Origin of the sequence: Mycobacterium sp. RTGN5 (genome assembly GCF_033804465.1) — a bacterium.
Taxonomy (GTDB): Bacteria; Actinomycetota; Actinomycetes; order Mycobacteriales; family Mycobacteriaceae; genus Mycobacterium.
This window is the reverse complement of sequence record NZ_JAPZLA010000003.1, coordinates 605,740-626,688: the sequence shown is the minus strand read 5'-3', so window position 1 is coordinate 626,688 and position 20,949 is coordinate 605,740. Positions and strand designations below refer to the sequence as shown.

Sequence of the window (20,949 nt, the reverse complement as noted above, 5' to 3'; positions counted from 1 at the left end):
ACACCGTCAGCGCGTCAACATCCGCATAGCAACCTGCTCCCTACGTCAGCTCCTGAACGCGCAGGATGTCGCGAACGCGTCCGGTCAGGCCGCGCGCTCGGCGTACGTGGTGGTGCGTTGGCGGGCCGGGCGGCCGATGCCCTCGGCGATGGCGACCAGTTCCTCGACCGACTTCGCCGATCCGTTCTCCGAACCAGCCATCCGGGAGATGGTCTCCTCCATCAGGGTGCCACCGAGATCGTTGGCACCACCTTGGAGCATCACCTGGGTGCGTTCGACACCGAGCTTCACCCAGCTGGTCTGGATGTTGTCGATCCTGCCGTGCAGCATGATTCGCGCCAGCGCATGCACCGCGCGGTTGTCGCGATGCGTCGGGCCGGGGCGAGCGGCTCCGGCGAGGTACAGCGGCGAGGACTGGTGCACGAACGGCAGCGGCACGAATTCGGTGAAACCGCCTGTGCGGTCCTGGATTCCGCGCAGCACGTTGAGATGACCGACCCAGTGTTTCGGGGTGTCGACGTGGCCGTACATCATCGTCGAACTGGAGCGCAGCCCCACTTCGTGGGCGGTGGTGACGACGTCGATCCACTCCGAGGTCGGCAGCTTGCCCTTGGTCAGCACCCAGCGCACCTCGTCGTCGAGGATCTCCGCGGCAGTACCGGGGATGCTGCCGAGGCCGGCCTCGAACAGGCTGGTCAGCCACTCCCGCAGCGAGAGTCCGCTGCGGGTGACGCCGTTGGAGATCTCCATGGGCGAGAAGGCATGCACGTGCATGGAAGGCACCCGCGCCTTGACCGCGCGCACCAGATCGGCGTAACCGGTGACCGGTAGCTCGGGGTCGATACCGCCCTGCATGCACACCTCGGTGGCACCGGCCACGTGTGCTTCCCACGCCCGGTCGGCGACCTCGCCGGTGGACAGCGAGAACGCATCCGCATCGCCCTTGCGTTGCGCGAACGCGCAGAACCGGCAGCCGGTGTAGCAGATGTTGGTGAAGTTGATATTCCGGTTCACCACGAAGGTCACGTCATCGCCCACCACGTCGCGCCGCAGTGAATTCGCCAGTGCGGTAACGGCTTCCAACGCCGGACCCTCTGCGGTGGCCAGCGCCAGATATTCGTCGTCGCTGCAACCGGCCGGGTCGCGTTCGGCCGAGCGGAGCGCGGCAAGCACATCGGTGTCGACGCGCTCGGGTGCGCGGGCAGCCAGCTCGTGCACCTTCTCGCGGATGGACTCCCAGTCGCCGAACGCGCTGTCCAGATCGGATCGGGTTTCGGTGCGGCGGCCCTCGGTGTCGATGGACTCGTGCAGATCGGTGCGCCCCAGCGATTCCGTCGCCTCGTCCGGTTCCTGCCACGGCAGTCCGACCGGATTCACGTCGCGGGCCCAGCCGGTCTCCGGATCGGCCAGCGCGTTGACGTGTGCGCGGACTCGGGGATCGATCCAGGCCGAGCCGGCCTGAACATATTTGGGTTGCGCCGTCAGCCGCTGCACCAGGTCGTAGCCGGCCTCGGCAGTGACTGCGGCCAATTCGTCGAGCGCGGGCCACGGCCGTTCGGGGTTGACGTGGTCCGGGGTCAGCGGCGAGACGCCACCCCAGTCGTCGATGCCGGCCCCGATCAGCGCAAGGCACTCGGCGCGCGACACCAGGTTCGGTGGCGCCTGGATGCGCATCCCCGGGCCGAGCACCAGCCGCGACACCGCGATGGTGGCCAGGAAGTCGTCGATGCCGGCATCGGGCGTCGCGGCCATCGCGGTGTGGTCCTTGGCCCGGAAGTTCTGCACGATGACTTCCTGGATGTGCCCGAACTCTTTGTGCGACTTGCGAATCGCGTGAATGGTCTCGGCGCGCTCGGTCAGGTTCTCGCCGATGCCGACCAGCAGGCCGGTGGTGAACGGGATCGACAGCCGACCGGCGTCGGTCAGGGTGCGCAACCGCACCTCGGGATCCTTGTCGGGGCTGCCGTAATGCGCCTCCCCCTTGGTCTCGAAGAGCCGGCGCGACGTCGTCTCGAGCATCATGCCCATCGACGGCGCCACTGGCTTCAGCCGGGACAGTTCCGCCCACGACATGACGCCGGGATTCAGATGCGGCAGGAGACCGGTCTCCTCGAGCACCCGGATCGCCATCGCCCGTACGTAGTCCAGCGTGGAGTCGTAGCCCCGCTCATCGAGCCACTGACGAGCCTCGTCCCAGCGCGCTTCCGGACGGTCACCGAGGGTGAACAAGGCTTCTTTGCAACCCAATTCGGCGCCGCGTCGCGCAACGTCGAGTATCTCGTCGGGCTCCATGAACATCCCGCGGCCCTCGGCGCGCAGCTTGCCGGGCACCGTGACGAACGTGCAGTAATGGCAGGTGTCGCGGCACAGGTGGGTGACGGGGATGAACACCTTGCGTGAATAACTGACCGGCAGCCGGCCCGTCGCACCGCGGCGGCCGCCCGATTCCAGGCCGGCGTCACGCACTCGGGCGGCACTGGCGCACAGATCCGCGAGATCCTCGCCCCGGGCGGTCAGTGCGATCGTCGCCTCGTCGACGTTGAGGGCGACACCGTCGCGGGCTCGACGCAGAACGCGTCTCATCGCGGCAGGCGAGGGAGCTTCGGTCCGCGGCGGAACCACCGGGATGGGCAGCGGACTACTTGGCTGCGAGTTCAGGGCCACTCCCGGGTAACCGTCCAGAGCTGGGAAATCATCCGCGCGTCTCACGATCTGAAACTCGGGTGACAGACATGGTCCACACAGTAGTCCGCGCAGTTAACAGCGCGACCCGGTGTCTCAACGGCTCACAAAGATCCAGACACGGCAAAGAATTCTGTAACACCGCGCCGCCAGCAACGTAAATTGTCGTTATTAGCTGTATTCCAAGCAGGGGGTTTGCCATGATCGTGTCCGCCCGTTCCTATCTGACGGCAGGGGTGGCGGCGATGGTCGTCGGGGCCATGGCGATCTCCCCCGTGCAGCCACCGGCACCGGCCTCGATCACGGCGGACACCGTACGGCTGTCCGCGGCGGTACAGCCCCTGGTCAACCAGGTCAACAGCGCCGCAGCGGGGCTGGGCCAGACCTCCCCGGCAGCGGCGGCGCAGCAACCCCAGGCGCAGAAAACAGCACAGGCCAACAACAACGTCTCGGACGCCATCGACGCGGCGTACGGGGTGATCATGTACTGGGCGGACTACCTCGCCCTGGACCTGGGGCCGTATTTACTGGGATGGATCCCGTTCGGCTATCTCATCAGCGACCAGATCTACATCTGGTACCCGAACTTCACGGTGCCGCTGGCTGACAGCTTCGTCTACGACTTCCTCGACCCAGTGGTCAACGACTTCTGGAACCCGACCGTGTGGCGCGACGGGCTGACCGCCATCGCCAACACCACCCGCGTGGGGCTGAGCACCGTGGTCCAGCAAGAGGTCGCCTACTTCTGGAGCCTGCAGTGGTTCCCGTTCCCACTGCCACCGCTTCCGCCGCTGCCGTTCGCCGCATCCAGGGTGCCCGCCGCCGCGGCGAGTGCTGCCGAAGCTACCGAGGCTGCGCCGACGCCCAAGTCGACCGTCAGGTCGGCCACCAGCCGTGCGGCCCGCCCCCAGGCGGCCGACCCATCGACGGACGCCCCCTCGGCAGACACACTCACCGCCGCGACCGACACCGACACCGACACCACCGCTACCGCATCGAAGACCGTCAACGCCAACGCCGCAGATGCGACGTCCGGCACGAGTGGCTCGGCCAAGGCGGGCAGCGGCGCCGCGAAGAAGTCGTCCACGGCCGGCTCCGCACGCAGCCACGGCGCGAAGGCGGGCAAGGCCGCCAAGTAAGTCTCAGCCAGGACGGTTGTTGTGCCGCCACAGGAACAACGCCGGCGGCGCGGCTCCCAGCGCCAGGAACACCAACACCGAGTAGGCCATCACGCCGGGGCCACCGAAGACGATGTCGCCGCCGGGCCCGCCGAGGGTCAGGGCGGCGACGGTGACCAGCCACGTCAGCAATGGCAGCGCGGCAAGGCGGGCGGAATCCGTCCAGTGCACGGCCGCCCACACCAGGGCGAGATTCACCAGCCCACTGGCCAATGCGCTGATCGGGAACGGCACCGCGCCGAGATAGAGCGGCAGAAACAGGGCGCCGGTCAACGCGGAGATGACACCGTCGACGGCAAGCAGAGCGAGCACCACAGTGCGGATGGCCGGGCCTACTGCCCGAAGTCGAGACCGGCCAGAAGGTCCGTCTCCCAACCACGTTCGTCGGTCGGACCCGCGGTGCCCTCGACGAGCACATAGTGTTCGGCGGCCAGCACGGGCAGGACGAGCTTGTTGGACAGAGTGAAAGCCCGCCCGGTCGGACCGACCAGCATCTGGGTGGCGTGCGCGGCGTAGGCGTCCACCTTGGCGGCCACATGTTCGGGCGCCTCGACGACGGCGGTGATCTTCTCGTCGGCGAAACCGAATTCGACGTCGGCGGGCGGCAGGATCCAGTCCGCCAACACGTCCTCATCCCGCAGCGCGTTGACGCCATCCCGAAAAGCACTGGCCCCGATGACACCCCAGTAGAACTTCGGCACTTTCCACGTCGTGGCGGCGAGGGCGGCCGTCGTGATCCGGTGGGTCTGGATGTGGTCGGGGTGCCCGTAGCCGCCGTCGGGGTCGTAGGTGGCGACGACATGGGGTCGCAACTCGTCGATGACAGCGGCGAGCAGGCCGACGGCCTCGTCGAAATCGGCGTCGACGAACTTGGTGTGACTGCGCGCAGGCGTGCCGGCCATGCCCGAGTCGCGCCACCGGCCGGCACCACCGAGGAACCGTGGCCCCGGCAGGCCCAACTTCTGCAGCGCTGTCGTCAGTTCGGCGATCCGGTAGCCACCGAGCTGGTCGGCTTCGTCGACCCCAAGGCGCAGCCATCGGTCGTCGATGATCTCGCCCTCTTCGCCGAGGGTGCAGGTCACGACGGTGACCTCGGCGCCCCGCTGGACGTAGCGCGCGATGGTGACGCCGTTGTTCATCGTCTCGTCGTCGGGGTGGGCGTGCACGAACAACAAGCGCGGAGTCTCCTGCGAAGCCACGAGCGTCACCCTACCGGGGCCGGTGACATAGATTCGGCCCGTGAACCGACGCCACCTGGAGTTCGGCTGCGCGGTCATAGCGATCGGTCTGCTGGCAGGGCTCGCCGGCGCCGCGACGACCGTGGTGCTGCACGGCGTCGAGCACCTCACCTATCACTACAGCTTCGGAACCCTGCTGGACGGCGTCACCGGTTCGAGCCCGGTGCGGCGCGCGGTGGGCCCGATGATCGGCGGCGCCCTGGCGGGCCTGGGCTGGTGGCTGCTTCGGCGACGGACGCGGGTGCCGTCGCTGACCGACGCCATCAACGCACCCGGGCCGATGCAGCGGCTGGCGCTGACGATCGACGCCGGGCTTCAGGTCCTGCTGGTCGGCGCGGGCGCGTCACTGGGCCGGGAGGGCGCGCCGCGCCAGTTCGCCGCCGCGCTGGGCGATCTGGGCACCTCGCGGTGGACCCTGGACGCCGACGACCGTCGAACCCTGCTCGGCTGTGCCGCGGGTGCGGGTCTGGCGGCGGTCTACAGCGTGCCGATGGGCGGCGCCCTGTTCGCCATCCAGATCGTGCTGCGTAGCTGGAGTCTGCGTACCGTCGGGACGGCGTTGATCACCTCGAGCATCGCGGTGGCGGTGGCCGCCCCGGTGACCCACCTCGACGTGCCGTTGCACTGGCCCAATCCCGACTTGTCCTATCTGCTGACCGGGTTCGCGATCCTGCTCGCCCCGCTGGCGCTCGCCGTCGGCAGAGGATTCAACCGACTGATGGACTACGCCCGAGCTCATCGAGTCGGCGACTCGTGGCTCCTGATCCCGGCGATCGCGACCGCCGGACTGGTCATCGGTGTGCTCTCCCACTGGTGGCCCGAGCTGCCGGGCAACGGCAAGAGCGTGCTGACCGTCAGCGTCGCCGACGGCCTGACCCTCACCTCGGCCGGAATCATCCTGCTGCTCAAGCCACTGCTGACCGCGTTTTTCCTGCGCACCGGCGCGGTCGGCGGGATGCTCACCCCCGCGCTGGCGACCGGTGCGGCGATGGGCTCGGTGGTGGCGATCGCGGTAAACACCTGGACACCGTTGACGGTCAACGTGCCCGCGGTGTCACTGGCCTGCGCGGCGGGCGTGCTGGCCATCACCCAGGGCGCACCCGCCTGGGCCGCACTGTTCGTGTGGGAGCTGGCCCGACCGCCGTTGTGGCTGCTGATCGTCTTCGCCGCCGCGGCGTTCGCCGCCCACCTGCTCGACAGTCTGCTCAAGCAGCGGACCGCGCTTCATGCGCACCCGAGCACTGACAACGGCCGCCACATCGGGTAGAAGGACTCTCGTGGAGAACTCGCCGCTTCAGAGTGCAATGTCCCGCCGACTGCACCGACGTGCGATCGCCAACGGTGAGATCAGCGTGCCCGCCGTGCCCGGCATGCTCGAAGAGTATGTGGCCATGTGTGCCGGTCTCTTCGGGAGCCTGGGCCGGGGGTTCACCGACGAGCAGCTCGACAACCTCCGTGACATCCTGCGCGACCAGCTGAACGAAGCCTTCGCCGCGTCACCGCGCTCGGAGATCGTGATCAGCTACGAGGCGCCGGTCGGAATGCTGGTGAACTACCACGTCAAGTGCCGGTGGTGGTCGGTCGAGGGCGCCTACGAGAACTGGATCGCCACGCGCGAACCTCCGCTGTTCGGTTCCGAGCCCGACGCACGCGTGTGGGACCTGGCCGGCGAGGCGGTCGATCCCCGCAACTACCCGATCCTCGATCTGGGTGCGGGCACCGGACGCAATGCCCTGGCACTGGCCCGGCGTGGCCATCCCGTCGATGCGGTGGAGATGACACCGTCGTTCGCCGAGTCCATCCTCGTCGCGGCACAGCGGGACTCGCTGCCCGTCCGGGTGCTGCAGCGCGACATCTTCGCGACGCTGGCCGATCTGCGCCGCGACTACCAGCTGATCCTGTTGTCCGAGGTGGTGTCCGACTTCCGCTCACCGGACCAGCTGCGCGGCGTGTTCAACATGGCGTCGCACTGCCTGGCTCCCGGCGGCCGGCTGGTGTTCAACGCGTTCGTCGCGCACCGCTCCTACACGCCCGACGAAAGTGCCCTTCAGCTGGGCCAACAGTGCTACACGACGATCTTCACTCAGGCGCAGATGACCGATGCGCTGGCGGGATTCCCGCTGGCGCTGGTGTCCGACGAGTCGGTGTACGACTACGAGCAGGCCCACCTACCCGCGGAATCATGGCCTCCGACCAGCTGGTACGCCGATTGGGTCAGCGGCATGGACGTGTTCGACGTTCCTCGCTCAGATCGCCCGATCGAGATGCGGTGGCTGGTTTACGAGAAGCCCAACGTGGCCGGCCGGCCCGAGCTCGGCTGACGCCGGGTCTAATTTGCTGGCGTCGTACCAGGCCATGTACCCATCCGGTGACCCCCATCACAGCCCCGAATAGCGCCCATGCCACCGAGAGTCGTTCGCGGGTATTTGCCAGCGCCAAGACCCTCAGCTGCGCTTAAGGCGTCGCTCCCGCCGGATTGGATTGGCCCGCAAGGAATTTCTCCCGAGCCGCCGCCGACCGCCGCTGACGGCATGGCAAAAATTCTCAGGAAGAGTCTTTAGCCTTATCAGCCTCCTCTCAGGTATCGTTCTTCCTTAGCTGTGCCGCAAACAGCGGAGGGAGACGGCATGCGAAGGGCTTTGGGGCCATTCCTGACCACAGGAGTGGCATTGGTGGCGGCCACTGTGGTCGTTGCCAACCCCGTTGCGCCGCCGTCGAGGGACATGCAGATCTCGACCACGCAGTTGTCGACCAGCCCCGACCTACTCAGCCCCTCCGATAAATCGCTGCTCAGTGCGCTCTCGCCGGCGCTTTCGGCAGAAAGTATTGCCCCGGCGCTCGCGCAGATCCTGGCCGCGCTGGCCGCCGACGCCGACCGCATCAGCCGCGAGGTCACCTCCGAGGTGAGCCCTGATTTGCTGGCCGCGGCTGCGGTGCCCGAGCAAACCGGCTACCGGTCCGAGCCGCTTCCCGGCGCATTCGCCGCATCGGCCAACGCAACACCGGACATCCCGACGAGCTTTGCCACGCCCGTCGCAACCGACGTGCAGCAAGTGCTCAACGGCCTGGTCGCGGACACCTCCTACCTGGGCGGGACAGTCGTCGAGGCAGCGTATGCCGTGGTGGACGTCATCATCAGGGCGCCACAGTTCGTCTTCACCGCCGTCATTGATCTGCTCAACGGCGACATCGCGGGCGCACTGGACACCGTCCGCTCGGCCATCAAGGCGGTCCTGGGCCCCGTGGTGATCCTCCTCGACGGGATCAGGAACGTGCTCTTCGGCCGAGAGGTGGTCAAGGCACCATCGACCGCGGCGACCACGCCCACCAAGCTGCAGGAAAACGCGACCGACACCGAACAGGCCACCACCGACAACACGCCGGCGAGCCCGAACCGGGACGGGAAAGGCAACTCGAACCGCAAGCGTTCCGGCGCGCCGTCGGCCGGCACCACCCGTCGCACCACCACGACGCCGACGTCAACCGAGGACCAACCGACGCCTGCGGCCGACGACACCGCGCAGACCCCGACCGCCGCCCGTACCCACGGCACCGGCAAGGCGGCGGCGCCGACGCGGTCCAAGACTCCGTCGGGCCGGGATACGAAGTCCACCGCGGGCTCCAACTCGTCCTCCGAGTGACGCCGGGCGGGCCGACTCGGGTCTGCAGACTCAAACAATTCGCTTAGCTCGATCGGCAATTCGCCGTCCTCCAAGACTTTGCTGAGGTAGCTTTCGCTGGTAGGTCAACACGGGGAAGGGGCCCTGATATGTCTGCCGCAATGAGTTCGCTCTTCAAGACCAGCATCGCGCTCGCGGGGGCGGGCGTCATCGCCGTCAGCCCATTGGTCCCCAGCCAAGAGGCGCGGATCGCGACCGTGCACCTGCCGCAGATCCAGCTCACGGATCTGACGGTTCCCGCGTTCGGGGCCATCCCCTACCAAATCGGCATCAACGTCCTTGGCGACATCATCGCCGCGGCACCTATCCTGCTCGGCAGCACGCAGCAGTGCGCGACCTACTGCCTCGGGCCGAACACTCCGGCACCCGATCCGAACTACGCCCCGTTCACCGGCTGGGGGCTGGTCGGACTGGGCAAGGGTCTGATCTCGAGCCCGCTCGCGTTCATCGCCGCACTGCAGGCCGGCCGGAATGTCGCGCAGGCGCTCGGCGTGGCACTGCTCGCCATCCAGGTTCCGATCGCGAACACGTTCAGCCTGCTGGTCGCGCCGCGCATGCCCGACGGTGGTTTCGAACTGCGACCGACCCTGGACCGGGTGTTCGCCGCCTCCAAGCACGCCGTCGACTACGCGGTCAACATCACCGCGCAGGCGCTGGTCACCGGACCGCTGACGGTCCTGGGCGGCGCCGTCGAGGGTGCGACAGTGTTCGCGGGAACGCTGGCCCAGACCGGTAGTTTCGCCACCGCGTTCGCCGCCGGTCGCGTGCCGATCCAGTCCTCGGTCCGAACCGCCGCAACCGACCTCGTCAACGAGATCAACGAAGGACGCTCGACCATCTACGCCGACCTCACCGCAGGACCCGGGCCGACAACCATGCCGATCCCCACGGTCCCGCCGCCGACGGCGGCCGCACGGGTGAGCAAGTCAGTCACTTCGGCGAAGTCGACGCCCGGTGCCAGTAGCAAACCCACTGCCGCCAAGAAGGGCGCCGCCGCCGGGTCGAAGCGCGCGCACAAGGCAGCTGCCGGATAGGCCGGATAGGCCTACTGCGCGGCCTTGGCCCACCGGCCGGCGTCACCGACGATGCCGACCGGCACCGCTCCGGTCAGGCTCACGTTCTGCACGCTCGGGCCCACCGCGACGATCGTGGTGTCCTGCAGGATCGGCAACACCGTCGACAGGTTCCACAGCCGCGGTTCGACCAGATTGATGACATCGTCGATCCTGGCCGAACCATCAAGGGCGGCATCGATATTGGGCTGGATGCTGCGATCACAGATGCCTGTGAGGTTCGACGGCGCCTGCACCAGTTCACCGGACTCCGGGGCGGGCGGCGGCAGGGCGGTCGGCGTCGTGGTGGTCACGCTCGGCGACGGACTCGATGACGGGGTCGGCGACGTGCTGGCCGGGGCCGGCGGGGCGGGGACGGCCGTCGCCTGCAAGGCCGGGCACCCATAACGGGACGCGAGCAACGTGGCCAGGTCGCCACCCGCGGCACGCCAGCCGACGATCGCGTCGACGCGGTTGTTCGCCAGCGCATCCCCGTAGAGCACCGGCGGATCCAGCGCCAGCACGGTCGCGGCGATGCCCACGCTGCGCAGCTGATCGGCCGCGGTGTTGGCGACCGCCACCGCCGTCGGGTCGTTGGCGGCCACGCCGATCACCAGCGACAGCGTCTCGCCGTCCTTGCTGATCCGGCCGCGGGTGATCTCCGGCGGGCCCGGCGCCGGGGTGGCCGTGCGAGACCCCGCTGACGGCGGCGGCTGCACCGGCGATTCGGTCGGTGTGCGGTCAATCTGGAAACCGGCCTGCTCGAGAAGTTCGAGCGACCGCTGCCGACCCAACGCCGGCGGCGCGGTGGGCACGTAGCCCGGATCGCTGGGCGCACGGACCTGCGCTTGAGCCAGAGTGACGGTGTTGTCGCTGCCTGCCCCCACCGCGGCGAGCAGATCCACGTCGAGCAGACCCAGCATCGCCTTGCGCACAGCCGGATCCGACAGCTTGGGCTCCGCGGCCCGCAGCGTCATCTGCATCAGCCGGGGGGTGACGATCCGCCCGGTACGCACATCAGGGATGGCGGACAGCTGCGCGAACGCCGACGAGCCGCCGTGTACCTGGGCCACCTGGGTGTCACCGTTGCGGATCGAGTCGGCCAACGCAGCGGGCGCGCCGGCGCGGCGGAACAGAATCTGATCGGGGTGGGCGGGCGGTCCCCAGAACCGGTCGTTGCGCGCCAGCAGGATCTCGTCGCGCTGGGGGTCGATGTTGTCCACCCGGAACTGGCCTGCGGTCACCGGCAGCGTACGGGCCAAGCCGGCCGGGAAACCGCCAGGAACGTCCTTGACGATGTGAGCCGGCAGCAGATCGTTGAACAGCTCCCGCCATGCCGGGTACGGCTGGGCGAACGTGACCACCGCGGTCTTGCCACCCTCGATCGACTGGACGCCGGTGATCAGGTCATAGCCCGCCGGGTCGACCACACCGGGCTGGCTGACCATCTGGCGCCACAGATACCAGAAGTCGTCGGCGGCGATCGGTGCGTTGTCGGTCCATGACGCCTCGGGGCGGATCTTGTAGGTGACGGTGAACGGGTTCTGGTTGGTCACCTCCGCCGAGACGAGCAGCGTCGGGTCCATCTCCCAGCGGGATCCGGTCGAGGTGGCCGGATCGGGCACCGGCCGGAACGAACTGGGCAGCACCAGCGCGCTGATGGCCGCGTTGACCGGGGACTGATCGGAGAGCAGATGCGGGTTGAAACCGGCACCGATCGAGTCGATGCCCATGATGATCTGGGTCGCCCTTTGCGGGGGCGGGGCCGGCGCATCCGTCGTCTCAGTGCTCTGCGGTGCGGGCGGCGGGCTGACCGTACATGCGGCCGTGACCAGCACGGACACGAACACAGCCAGGGCTTGCAGGCTGCGTTGTCGGGTCGGCACGCCCATCAGAGTAGCGACACGTCGCCCCACGGCTGTCGGAGCCGAGACGAGCGTCAGCCTCTGGTCTTGGCTCTGGACTTGGCCCGCGCCCGGCTGGTGGCGTCGAGTTCGACCTTGCGCACCCGGACGACCTCCGGGGTCACCTCCACGCATTCATCCTCGGCACAGAACTCCATGGCCAGCTCGAGGCCCATTTCCAGCGGGCGGGCCAGCGTCTCGAAGACGTCGGCCGTCGAGGAGCGCATGTTGGTCAGCTTCTTCTCGCGCGTCGCGTTGATGTCGAGGTCCTCGGCGCGCGGGTTGATGCCCACGACCTGACCCTCGTAGGTGTCGTCGCCCGGCTCGACGAAGAACTGGCCGCGGTCGGACAGCTGAGTCATCGCGAACGGCGTGATCTTGCCGGTCCGGTCGGAGACCAGCGAACCCGTGTGACGGGCCCGGATCTCGCCAGCCCAGGGGCGGTAGCCCTCAAACACAGCATTGGCGATGCCGGTGCCGCGAGTCAGCGTCAGGAAGTCGGTGCGGAAACCGATCAAGCCACGGCTCGGCACGATGAAGTCCATCCGCACCCAGCCGGCAGCGTGGTTGGCCATCTCCTCCATGCGGCCCTTGCGGGCGGCCATCAACTGCGTGACCGCGCCGACGAACTCGTCGGGACAGTCGATGGTCATCGCTTCGAACGGCTCGTGCAGCTTGCCGTCGACGGTCCGGGTGACCACCTGCGGCTTACCGACGGTCAGCTCGAAACCTTCGCGCCGCATCTGCTCGACGAGGATGGCCAGCGCCAACTCGCCACGGCCCTGCACCTCCCAGGCGTCCGGACGGTCGATGTCGACGACCTTGATCGACACGTTGCCGACGAGTTCGGAATCCAAGCGGGACTTGACCATTCGCGCGGTCAGCTTGTGCCCCGAGACCTTCCCGGCCAACGGCGAGGTGTTGGTGCCGATGGTGACCGAGATCGCGGGCTCGTCGACGGTGATACGCGGCAGCGCGTGCGCATGGTCCACGTCGGCCAGGGTGTCGCCGATCATGATTTCGGGCATGCCGGCGACGGCCACGATGTCCCCGGCGATGGCCTCGTCCGTGCTGGAGCGTTCGACGCCCTCGGTGGCAAGGAGTTCGGTGATCTTGGCGTTGGTGATGACGGGGTGGCCGTCCACCTCACGCATCCAGGCGACCTGCTGGCCCTTCTTGATGCGGCCCTTGTAGATGCGGATCAGGGCCAGGCGGCCGAGGAACGCCGAGGCGTCGAGGTTGGTCACCAGCGCCTGCAATGGCGCCTCCGGGTCGCCCTGCGGCGGCGGGATGTGCTCGAGCAGCACATCGAAGAGCACGTCGAGGTTCTCCCCGTCGGGGTTCTCGCCGTTGGCGGGTTCGGTGGTGCTGGCGATGCCCGCCCGCCCTGATGCGTAGAGCGTCGGCAATCCGAGCGCGAATTCTGCCGCCTTCTGCGCTTCCTCATCGAGATCTGAGGCCACATCGAGCAGCAGGTCGTGGCTTTCGGAGACCACCTCGGCGATGCGGGCATCGGGGCGGTCGGTCTTGTTGACGCACAGGATCACCGGCAGGTGCGCGGTCAGCGCCTTGCGCAGCACGAACCGGGTCTGCGGCAGCGGTCCTTCCGAGGCGTCGACCAGCAGCAACACCCCGTCCACCATGGACAGGCCGCGCTCCACCTCACCGCCGAAGTCGGCGTGGCCGGGTGTGTCTATGACGTTGATCACGGTCATGGAACCGTCGGGGTGATGGCGGTGCACGGCGGTGTTTTTTGCCAGGATCGTGATGCCCTTTTCCTTCTCCAGGTCACCGGAGTCCATCAGGCGTTCGATCGTGTCGTCACCGCGGTGCGTCAGGGCACCGGACTGCCGCAACATGGCGTCTACCAGCGTCGTCTTGCCATGGTCGACGTGCGCCACAATGGCCACATTGCGGAAGTCTTGGTTGTTCACGTGCCTGATTCTCGCAGCGCAGGTGCCCTTTTGCGAAAACGAGGCAGCACAAGCAGGGCCGCACCAAGGAAACACAGGGCCCCGAGGAAGGTGCCGAGGTTCGCCAATAGCTCGTCCTCGGTGATCCCGGTGCGCCGCACAAACGCGCCAACCGCGGAGGCGCCGAAGGCGATCGACCCGATCATGTTGATCCACTCGGCCTGCCAGTCCCGCGAGCCCAACGCGATCAGGCCGATCGCGATCGAGGCTGCGACCACCCCCAGCGCCGCACTGACCAGGAAGGCAATGGAACCCAGGGCATCCGGGGCCCATACATAGTGGCGCCGCACTCCCGTCGCATGCGCCCACACCGCGCTGCCAGTGCTGATGTTGAACAGCACGGTTCCCGCGAATTGGATTGCCGCCGAAAGCCATTCCAGCTTCAGCGGCGGACCGGAGAGCACCAGTTGCATCCAGGCGGCGGAGGTGAAAAACCAGGATCCGATGAAGCACAGCCAGTTGGTGGCGCCCGCACCGGCAACGACGGAGACCCCGGGCAGGGTGGCCAGCGCGAAGAAGGACGAGCCGATGGCGAAGAGCCAGCACTGCCGCGACAGCGTCGACAGTGTCACCGCGCTCGGGTCCCCACACTGGGCATTGTCCCCACTCTGGGCATTTCAGCAGGCAACGCACACCGGACGCAAACCGTTCGGAGTTAGCCTGAACTACCACCGTCAATTGGAGGTCTGACATGACGGTTTACGAAGTTCTGACCATCGCGATCATCGTCGTCCTTGGCACCGCCGCAACCGCGGGCATCTATCTCGGCCTGCTCAACTGGATCGGCGCGGCGTACATCGTGCGATGTGCCACCTGTCGGCACCTGACGGTCTCGTCGGATCGCCAGCAGCCGCAGTCGTGTGCGCACTGCCGCCACCCCGTGCTCATGCACCCGGTGCATGCGGCACATCACCCTCGAGAATTCGCCGACGTGCGGGTCGCGAGGGACTCGCTGAAGTACTAGGACCCCGAGCGGCTGGAAAGCGGTGCGGTCGGAGTGAATTCAACGGGCATCGCTTCCAGCCCGCTGACGAAGTTGGCCGGCCGCAGCGGCAGCTCGGCGCCGTCAGCCAGTCGTAGATCCGGCAGCCGAGCCAGCACCCGCCGGGTCATGGCGGTCAGCTCGAGGCGAGCCAGCTGGTTGCCCAGACAGAAGTGGGTGCCGAAGCCGAAGCTGACGTGGTTGTTGGGCGCACGGTCGATGCGGAACACGTCGGGATCGCCGAAGACGGTCTCGTCGAAGTTGGCCGACTCGAACAGCAGCAGAATCTTTTCGCCGGCGTGCAGCTCGGTGCCGTGAAAGTCAGTGTCAGCGGTCAGGATTCGGCACATGTTCTTGATCGGTGAGGTCCAGCGCAGCATCTCCTCCACCGCACCGGGGAGCAACTCGGGATCATCGCGCACGGCCTGCCACTGCTCCGGGTGCCGGCTCAGTTCGGCGGTTCCGCCGGAGAGCGTGTGGCGGGTGGTCTCATCGCCGCCGATGAGGATCAGCAGTGTCTCGGCGAGGATCTGCTCGTCGGTGAGCTGCTGGCCGTCGACCTCCGCGGCGATCAGGACACTGACCAGGTCGTCGGCCGGTTCCCGGCGGCGCGCCGCGAGGAAGTCGCCCATGAACGCGTTGTAGGCGACCAGCGCGTTGGCGGCCGTGGTCATCGATTCCACCGTGGCCACCGAGCTCAGCGCCACCACCATGTCGTCGGACCACGCCAGCAAGGTGGCATGGTCTTCGGGTGCCACACCGAGCATGTCGCCGATGACAGCCATCGGCAGCGGCGCGGCGAGGTCGCGGACGAAGTCGCACTCGCCGCGCTCACAGATCGCGTCGATCAGCGTATCGCACAGTCCTTCAATGGAATTCGCCTTGGCTTGAACCCGCTTGCGGGTGAAGCCGGAGTTGACCAGTTTGCGCCGCAACAGGTGCGCGGGATCGTCCATGTCGATCATGTGCGGCAGCGCCGGCGTGGTCGGGCGGATCCCGCCGGCATTGGAGAACAGTTCGGGCTGACGCTCGGCGTCGATCACCGCCCGGTAGCTGGCGGCGGCCGCCAGGCCGTTGCGGTCTCGGAAGACCGGCTGGTGTTCGCGCATCCAGCGGTAGGCATCCCGCGCCTCACCGCTGGCGTAGAACCGGCCGTCCATCAGATCGACGGCGGCGGTGACGTCCGTGAGCACGCCCCAGATCATAGGGCGACGGGCTCACGCCCCAAGGCGTTTCGAGAGCTCCGGCAGCCAGGCGCGGTCCGCGGGAACCCAGTCGAGCGATGCCAGCTCGTTCGCGTTCACCCAGCGCAGTTCGCGGTGGTCGTGCGGGTGCAGGGCGCCGCCGGATTGGGTGACGAGATAGGCACGCAGGACCAGCGACTCCCCGACGGCGACGTCGGCGCCGAGCCGCTCCCCGACGACGACGTCGACCCCTAGTTCCTCGCGTAGTTCCCGCACCAGTGCGGCGGCCTCGGTCTCCCCCGCGGCCACCTTGCCCCCGGGCAACTCCCAGAGCCCGGCGAGCTCCGGCGGCCGCTGCCGCTGGGCCACCAGAAGCGCCGGGCCGGAGATCAGGGCTCCGGCGACGACGATCTGGGTGGACATCGCGTCTGACGGTACTACCGTCGAAGCATGGCCGTATTAACCGAAGAACAAGTCGATTCCGCCATCAAGAATCTCGACGGCTGGGAGCGCGCCGACGGCGCCCTGCGCCGCTCGGTGAAGTTCCCGACCTTTCTCGACGGCATCGACGCCGTGCGCCGGGTCGGCGAACACGCTGAGAGTAAGGACCATCACCCCGACATTGACATTCGCTGGCGGACAGTCACTTTCGCCCTAGTAACCCATTCCGAGGGTGGCATCACCGACAAGGATGTGCAGATGGCGTCCGATATCAACGAGATTGTCGGCGACCGCTAGCCGCGATCCAGGCCAGCGTCGCCAGCGTCGCCACGATATAGATCAGACCGGGCCAGGCCAGATACCACGGCCGGCTGATCTGCCAGATCGTCGGCTGGGCGAAGCTCAGTAGCCACGGCACCCCGATCAGCGTGAGCACCAACCACCCCCAGCCCAGCAACCGCGCGCCCGCCCGGGTCCGCAACGGCCCGTGGATGAGCCAGATCATCAACGGCAGCAACCACACCCAGTGGTGGGTCCAGGAGATCGGGGAGATCAGCAGCCCGAACAGCTGCACCACCAGCAGCGAACCCAGCCGTTCGCCGTCCAGCGCGCGCCAGGCCAGCAGCGCCAGCACCGCCGTCACCGCGATGCCCGCCAACACGATCGGTCCATAACCGGCCTCGTGGCCGAGGATGCGCGAGATGGCGCCACGCCAGGACTGATTGAACGAGGTTCCGATCGGGCCGACGCGGCCGGCGTCACCGAGCAGGTCGGTGAAGTAGAAGCGGGCTTGCTGACCGATCACTGCGACGGACAGTCCGACGGTCGCGAAGAAGACGATCGCGGAGAAAGCCGCAGCTCCCCAGCGGCGCGCACCGAGGAAGTACAGCCCGGTGATGGCCGGGGTCAGCTTGATGCCGGCCGCCACGCCGACCAGCAGACCGGACAGCCACCACCGGCTGCTGTAGGCGGCGCACAGGACGGCCAGCACCAGGATGACGTTGATCTGGCCGTAGTCGAAGTTGCTGCGCAGCGGTTCGATCCAGATCCCGACGGCGGTCCACAGCATCGCGACGCGGTGGCCTTGCCGGGCCGGCACGCCGAGTAGCCGCTGGCTGACCCTGACCACCCCGTAGAGCGTGGCGATGATGCCGAGCTGCCAGCCGAAGGCGACCAGCCCGAACGGCAGCAAGTGCAGCGGGTAGAACACCAGCGCCGCGAACGGCGGGTAGGTGAATGGCAGCGGGAAGTCGGGGGTCTGGTCGGCGTAGACGTAGGAATACAGCGTGCCGGGGTGATCGAGCGCGCCCGCGCCGCCGAGATAGACATGCAGATCGACGAAGTTCGCGCCGTTGGGCACGAGGTAGGTCCACGCCAGCCGGGCCGCCACACTGACAATCAGGACCACCGGTGCCAGCCAGGCTGGCCGCGCCGCCGAGGCCGCCGAGGCCGCTGAGACCGTCGTGTCCACCGTGCGACTGTAGCGACGGATGCTGCGGCGGCGACTTGGGCGCGCTCGCGGGCGCCGCGCATCACCATCGGCCATCACTGCCGTAACGGTTCCATAAACACCACACGTGTCACTTGAGTAACTCTAGTAACGGACTACCTTCGGGTTCAGACCTGTACTCGAGGGATTGGGATAACCATGTCACGCATTTCAAAGCTGTTCGCTGCCAATACAATTGCGGCTGCCGGACTGTGCTCGGTCGCACTCGCACTGAGCCCGTCCGCCGCCGCCGATCCCGGCGTTTCGCCCGCCGTTCCCGGCATGCCCGGCCTCGCCATGCTGCAGCAACTCGCCACAAATCCGGCCGGCGCGGCGGCACTGCTGCAGACCGCCGCGACCGCACTCGGCGGCGCGTCGGCATTGACCGGCGCACCGTCAACCATGCCGGTCTCCCCGATCGGCGGCGTGCCGGCCACCATGCCGGTCTCCCCGATCGGCGGCGTGCCGGCCACCATGCCGGTCTCCCCGATCGGCGGCGTGCCGGCCACCGCTCCCGTTGCGGCGCCGGCGGCCAACGCCATTCCCGGCGGCAGCATCACCGCGCCGCTCATTCCGCTGCTGAACCAGCTCGGCGTGCCCGGTGACCTGGCCAGCCTGACGCCGTCGAACATGCCGTTCCCGGTCAAGGTCGGCGACAACCTGGCCGTCGGCGCGCCTGCGCCGGTAGCCCCGGTGTCCACCGAGGTCGCCGGACCGGCCGGGGTGCCTGCGGCCACCAGCCCGGCGATTGCGCCGACCACGGGTGGCGCTGGCCTCGGCGCGCTGCCGCTGCTGTCCGCTCTGCCCTGACCAACCACGACCCGATGAGGGAGTTCACCGTGCCGCAGATCGCCAAATTGGCTATCGGGCTGACCACCGCCGTGCTCGTGGCCGCGACCAACCTGGCGTTCAGCCCGGTCGCGGCCGCGGACCCGACCATCCCGCTGGATCCCGGCCAGCTGCCCGGCATGGACGCCATGCAGCTTCTTGGCCCGGTGGTCCAGCAGGCCGCGGGGAACCCCACATCGGCGCAGTCGCTGCTACTCGCGGCGGCTTCGCAGCTCGCTGGTAATGCCACCACGCCGGCCGGCTCGGCGGCGCTGGCCCAGCAGGTCACCAAGTTCGTGCAGGAGGGTGGGGCCGCCGGCCCGTCGGCCGCGATGCCTTCGGCGGCAACCCCCGCCGCCCAGGGTCTCAGCGGCGTCACACACGGCACGACGCCGCTGCTGACGCCCGGCCCCGGCAACGGTCCCATCCCCCTGCCTGAACACCTCACCGCACCCGTTGCGGCTGCTGGCGCCGACGCCCACATCCCGACCGGTATCGACCCGATGCACGCCGTCGGCCCGGTGCCCGACGCAATGCCCGAAGTGCCCACGCCGGTGACCGTGGTGACCCCGTCCGCGACACCGGGCGCGACGCCGGTCGGTAACTCGATCAATGTCGCGGCACCGACACCCGCGCCCGCGGCAGCCCCGAATTACGACCCGGCCACCCCGCCCACGCAGGACTTCATGTACCCGTCGATCAGCAACGGCTGCCAGAAGGACGGCGGCAACGTGATCGCGACCGCCATCTCGGTCGCCGGGCCGGCGAAGATCCCCACGCCCGGGCCGGCCGCCGGCCAGACCGCCTACGTGTTCACCGCAGTCGGCACCCCGGCGCCGGCCGCGGAGCAGAAGCTGCCGCTGAACGTCACCTGGGTCAACCTGACTACCGGCAAGTCCGGCAGCGCCACGCTGAAGCCCAACCCCGACATGAACTCTGCGGGCCCGACCACGCTGATGGCCATCGCCGACACCGGCTCGGGCAGCATCATGTCGACGATCTTCGGCCAGGTGACCACTATGGACAAGCAGTGCACCTTCATGCCGACGATCGGTTCGACCGTCGTGCCTTAACGGCTCGAAAACTCGAACGCCGAACCGACGTTACGCAGGAGAAGTGCAAGTAACTCCCTGCGTAACGTCGATCTCGGCGTTGGGGCTCAGTAGGCCATGAAAAGGATTTCGTCCCGGCCGTAATCCATGCCGGGGTGCGACGCCGCCAGGTGCGCCTGGGTGAGTTCGACCAGCTCGTCCTCGTCCTTGGCGCTGATCGCCTCGCCACACGGACAGTTGATGTGCGTCTTCATGGTGCCTCCCGTTATCCGGCTTTCGCCTTCGCTGCTGCTTTCATCTTCTTCTTGTACGCCCTGACCTCATCCAGCGACCCCTTGTCGACCACATCGGCGATCGACATGTGGGTGCCTGCCCTGCCGTAGTCACCGGCCGCCTCACGCCAGCCCGTGGGCGTGACGCCGTACTGCTTGCCCAGCAGAGCCAGGAAGATCTTGGCTTTCTGCTCACCGAAACCGGGCAGGGCCTTCAGCCGGCGCAACACCTCGGCGCCGTCGGGGTTGCCGTCGAGCCACAGTTGGGCGGCGTCGCCGTCGTAGCGGTCGACGATCTCGCGGGCCAGATCCTGCACCCGCTTGGCCATCGATCCCGGAAAACGGTGCACGGCAGGGGTTTTCGAAAACTTCTCGGTGAATTGCTCCGGATCGTAATCGGCGACCAGCCGAGGATCGATCCCGCCGATGCGTTCGACGATCTTGCGCGGCCCGGCGAACGCAACTTCCATGGGAATCTGCTGATCCAGCATCATTCCGGTCAGCAACGCGAACGGATCCTCACTCAACAGAACGTCGGACGCGGGATCCTGGGTGAGCTGCAGTCTCGCCATGGCGACAGTCTAGGACGACGATCGGGCCGGTTCGGGCATCTGTGCCGCTCAGGTGTGCAATCGTGGAGCGATTCCGCCGTGGATACACCCCTAGGAGACGGACATGAGACGGGTGATCGCACCTGCTGTTGCGGCGGTCGTCGCGGCAATCGCCTTGGCCGGCACGGCTCACGCGATACCAGACCAGGGCACGCCGGAGTTCGACGTGTACATGCAAGGCCTGCAACGCAATGGCTACAACCTCAATCCGGACACTGCGTGGCGCGTTGCTCATCAGGCGTGCATCGGCGGCATCCCGGGATATATCGGTCTGGAACTGGCCGCCCAAGGGGTCATCGGCCCCGGTGCGCAGGAGCGCGTTTTCGACGTGGCCCGGAAGTACGCCTGCCCGGTTCAGTAAGCCACGACGCATTTCGGGCGAT

At 67.8% G+C, this 20,949-nt stretch carries 21 protein-coding genes; 10 read left to right on the top strand and 11 right to left on the bottom strand.

Annotated features, from left to right (window positions below; translation table 11 throughout):
* Nucleotides 1–84: 84 nt before the first annotated feature.
* A complete protein-coding gene (locus SLQ31_RS20000; protein WP_319435843.1) occupies nucleotides 85–2,664 on the bottom strand; it encodes a bifunctional FO biosynthesis protein CofGH in 2,580 nt (859 codons plus the stop codon).
* Nucleotides 2,665–2,882: 218 nt separating this feature from the next.
* On the opposite strand from SLQ31_RS20000, the gene SLQ31_RS19995 reads away from it, so the two are divergent.
* The gene (locus SLQ31_RS19995; RefSeq protein WP_319435728.1) at nucleotides 2,883–3,821 is read left to right on the top strand and encodes a hypothetical protein; all 939 of its coding nucleotides are present in this window, start codon (nucleotides 2,883–2,885) and stop codon (nucleotides 3,819–3,821) included.
* A 3-nt stretch (nucleotides 3,822–3,824) separates the two neighbouring features.
* On the opposite strand, the gene SLQ31_RS19990 is transcribed toward SLQ31_RS19995, so the two are convergent.
* Both SLQ31_RS19990 and mshB read right to left on the bottom strand, forming a co-directional pair.
* A complete protein-coding gene (locus tag SLQ31_RS19990) occupies nucleotides 3,825–4,235 on the bottom strand; it encodes a hypothetical protein (RefSeq protein WP_319435727.1) in 411 nt (136 codons plus the stop codon).
* Complete coding sequence (gene mshB / locus SLQ31_RS19985; protein WP_319435726.1) at nucleotides 4,193–5,059, bottom strand: N-acetyl-1-D-myo-inositol-2-amino-2-deoxy-alpha-D-glucopyranoside deacetylase; 867 nt, start codon at nucleotides 5,057–5,059, stop codon at nucleotides 4,193–4,195. Before mshB ends, SLQ31_RS19990 begins: the two co-directional genes overlap by 43 nt.
* Nucleotides 5,060–5,099: 40 nt before the next feature.
* Between mshB and SLQ31_RS19980 the strand changes: the two genes are divergently transcribed.
* From SLQ31_RS19980 to SLQ31_RS19965, 4 genes are all read left to right on the top strand, one after another.
* Nucleotides 5,100–6,365, top strand: coding sequence for a chloride channel protein (locus tag SLQ31_RS19980; protein WP_319435725.1), 1,266 nt, complete (start codon nucleotides 5,100–5,102; stop codon nucleotides 6,363–6,365).
* A gap of 10 nt (nucleotides 6,366–6,375) precedes the next feature.
* Nucleotides 6,376–7,419 (top strand): class I SAM-dependent methyltransferase, encoded by a 1,044-nt coding sequence (locus tag SLQ31_RS19975; RefSeq protein WP_413642543.1) that lies wholly within the window; start codon nucleotides 6,376–6,378, stop codon nucleotides 7,417–7,419.
* 306 nt (nucleotides 7,420–7,725) lie between these two features.
* Entirely contained in the window at nucleotides 7,726–8,739 is a 1,014-nt protein-coding gene (locus SLQ31_RS19970) for a hypothetical protein (RefSeq protein WP_319435723.1), read from the top strand.
* Nucleotides 8,740–8,879: 140 nt separating this feature from the next.
* Nucleotides 8,880–9,812 (top strand): hypothetical protein, encoded by a 933-nt coding sequence (locus tag SLQ31_RS19965; RefSeq protein WP_319435722.1) that lies wholly within the window; start codon nucleotides 8,880–8,882, stop codon nucleotides 9,810–9,812.
* A gap of 11 nt (nucleotides 9,813–9,823) precedes the next feature.
* Here SLQ31_RS19965 and SLQ31_RS19960 read toward each other — a convergent pair whose 3' ends face one another.
* From SLQ31_RS19960 to SLQ31_RS19950, 3 genes are read right to left on the bottom strand one after another with little or no spacing between them, the layout of a single operon-like run.
* On the bottom strand, nucleotides 9,824–11,722 hold the full coding sequence (locus SLQ31_RS19960) for an ABC transporter family substrate-binding protein (RefSeq protein WP_319435721.1): 1,899 nt from the start codon (nucleotides 11,720–11,722) through the stop codon (nucleotides 9,824–9,826).
* Between the two features lie 47 nt (nucleotides 11,723–11,769).
* Complete coding sequence (typA, locus tag SLQ31_RS19955; protein WP_319435720.1) at nucleotides 11,770–13,668, bottom strand: translational GTPase TypA; 1,899 nt, start codon at nucleotides 13,666–13,668, stop codon at nucleotides 11,770–11,772.
* Entirely contained in the window at nucleotides 13,665–14,273 is a 609-nt protein-coding gene (locus tag SLQ31_RS19950; protein WP_319435842.1) for a hypothetical protein, read from the bottom strand. Before SLQ31_RS19950 ends, typA begins: the two co-directional genes overlap by 4 nt.
* 125 nt (nucleotides 14,274–14,398) lie before the next feature.
* On the opposite strand from SLQ31_RS19950, the gene SLQ31_RS19945 reads away from it, so the two are divergent.
* On the top strand, nucleotides 14,399–14,671 hold the full coding sequence (locus SLQ31_RS19945) for a hypothetical protein (RefSeq protein WP_319435719.1): 273 nt from the start codon (nucleotides 14,399–14,401) through the stop codon (nucleotides 14,669–14,671).
* Here SLQ31_RS19945 and SLQ31_RS19940 read toward each other — a convergent pair.
* A complete protein-coding gene (locus tag SLQ31_RS19940) occupies nucleotides 14,668–15,894 on the bottom strand; it encodes a cytochrome P450 (RefSeq protein WP_319435718.1) in 1,227 nt (408 codons plus the stop codon). The genes SLQ31_RS19945 and SLQ31_RS19940 overlap by 4 nt on opposite strands.
* 12 nt (nucleotides 15,895–15,906) lie before the next feature.
* On the bottom strand, nucleotides 15,907–16,296 hold the full coding sequence (locus tag SLQ31_RS19935) for a (deoxy)nucleoside triphosphate pyrophosphohydrolase (RefSeq protein WP_319435717.1): 390 nt from the start codon (nucleotides 16,294–16,296) through the stop codon (nucleotides 15,907–15,909).
* A 27-nt stretch (nucleotides 16,297–16,323) separates the two neighbouring features.
* Between SLQ31_RS19935 and SLQ31_RS19930 the strand changes: the two genes are divergently transcribed.
* Nucleotides 16,324–16,611 (top strand): 4a-hydroxytetrahydrobiopterin dehydratase, encoded by a 288-nt coding sequence (locus SLQ31_RS19930; protein ID WP_319435716.1) that lies wholly within the window; start codon nucleotides 16,324–16,326, stop codon nucleotides 16,609–16,611.
* Here the strand turns inward: SLQ31_RS19930 and SLQ31_RS19925 are convergent.
* The gene (locus tag SLQ31_RS19925) at nucleotides 16,586–17,785 is read right to left on the bottom strand and encodes a mannosyltransferase (protein ID WP_319435715.1); all 1,200 of its coding nucleotides are present in this window, start codon (nucleotides 17,783–17,785) and stop codon (nucleotides 16,586–16,588) included. The two genes, SLQ31_RS19930 and SLQ31_RS19925, sit on opposite strands and share 26 nt — an antisense overlap.
* Nucleotides 17,786–17,962: 177 nt before the next feature.
* On the opposite strand from SLQ31_RS19925, the gene SLQ31_RS19920 reads away from it, so the two are divergent.
* Nucleotides 17,963–18,613, top strand: a complete 651-nt coding sequence (locus SLQ31_RS19920) for a hypothetical protein (RefSeq protein WP_319435714.1) — start codon at nucleotides 17,963–17,965, stop codon at nucleotides 18,611–18,613.
* Nucleotides 18,614–18,627: 14 nt separating this feature from the next.
* The gene (locus SLQ31_RS19915) at nucleotides 18,628–19,704 is read left to right on the top strand and encodes a hypothetical protein (RefSeq protein WP_319435713.1); all 1,077 of its coding nucleotides are present in this window, start codon (nucleotides 18,628–18,630) and stop codon (nucleotides 19,702–19,704) included.
* 86 nt (nucleotides 19,705–19,790) lie between these two features.
* On the opposite strand, the gene SLQ31_RS19910 is transcribed toward SLQ31_RS19915, so the two are convergent.
* On the bottom strand, nucleotides 19,791–19,937 hold the full coding sequence (locus tag SLQ31_RS19910) for a DUF1059 domain-containing protein (RefSeq protein ID WP_319435712.1): 147 nt from the start codon (nucleotides 19,935–19,937) through the stop codon (nucleotides 19,791–19,793).
* 11 nt (nucleotides 19,938–19,948) lie between these two features.
* Complete coding sequence (locus SLQ31_RS19905) at nucleotides 19,949–20,527, bottom strand: HhH-GPD-type base excision DNA repair protein (RefSeq protein ID WP_319435711.1); 579 nt, start codon at nucleotides 20,525–20,527, stop codon at nucleotides 19,949–19,951.
* A 103-nt stretch (nucleotides 20,528–20,630) separates the two neighbouring features.
* Here SLQ31_RS19905 and SLQ31_RS19900 point away from each other — a divergent pair, with 103 nt between their 5' ends.
* On the top strand, nucleotides 20,631–20,927 hold the full coding sequence (locus SLQ31_RS19900) for a DUF732 domain-containing protein (protein WP_319435710.1): 297 nt from the start codon (nucleotides 20,631–20,633) through the stop codon (nucleotides 20,925–20,927).
* The last annotated feature ends 22 nt before the right edge of the window (nucleotides 20,928–20,949 follow it).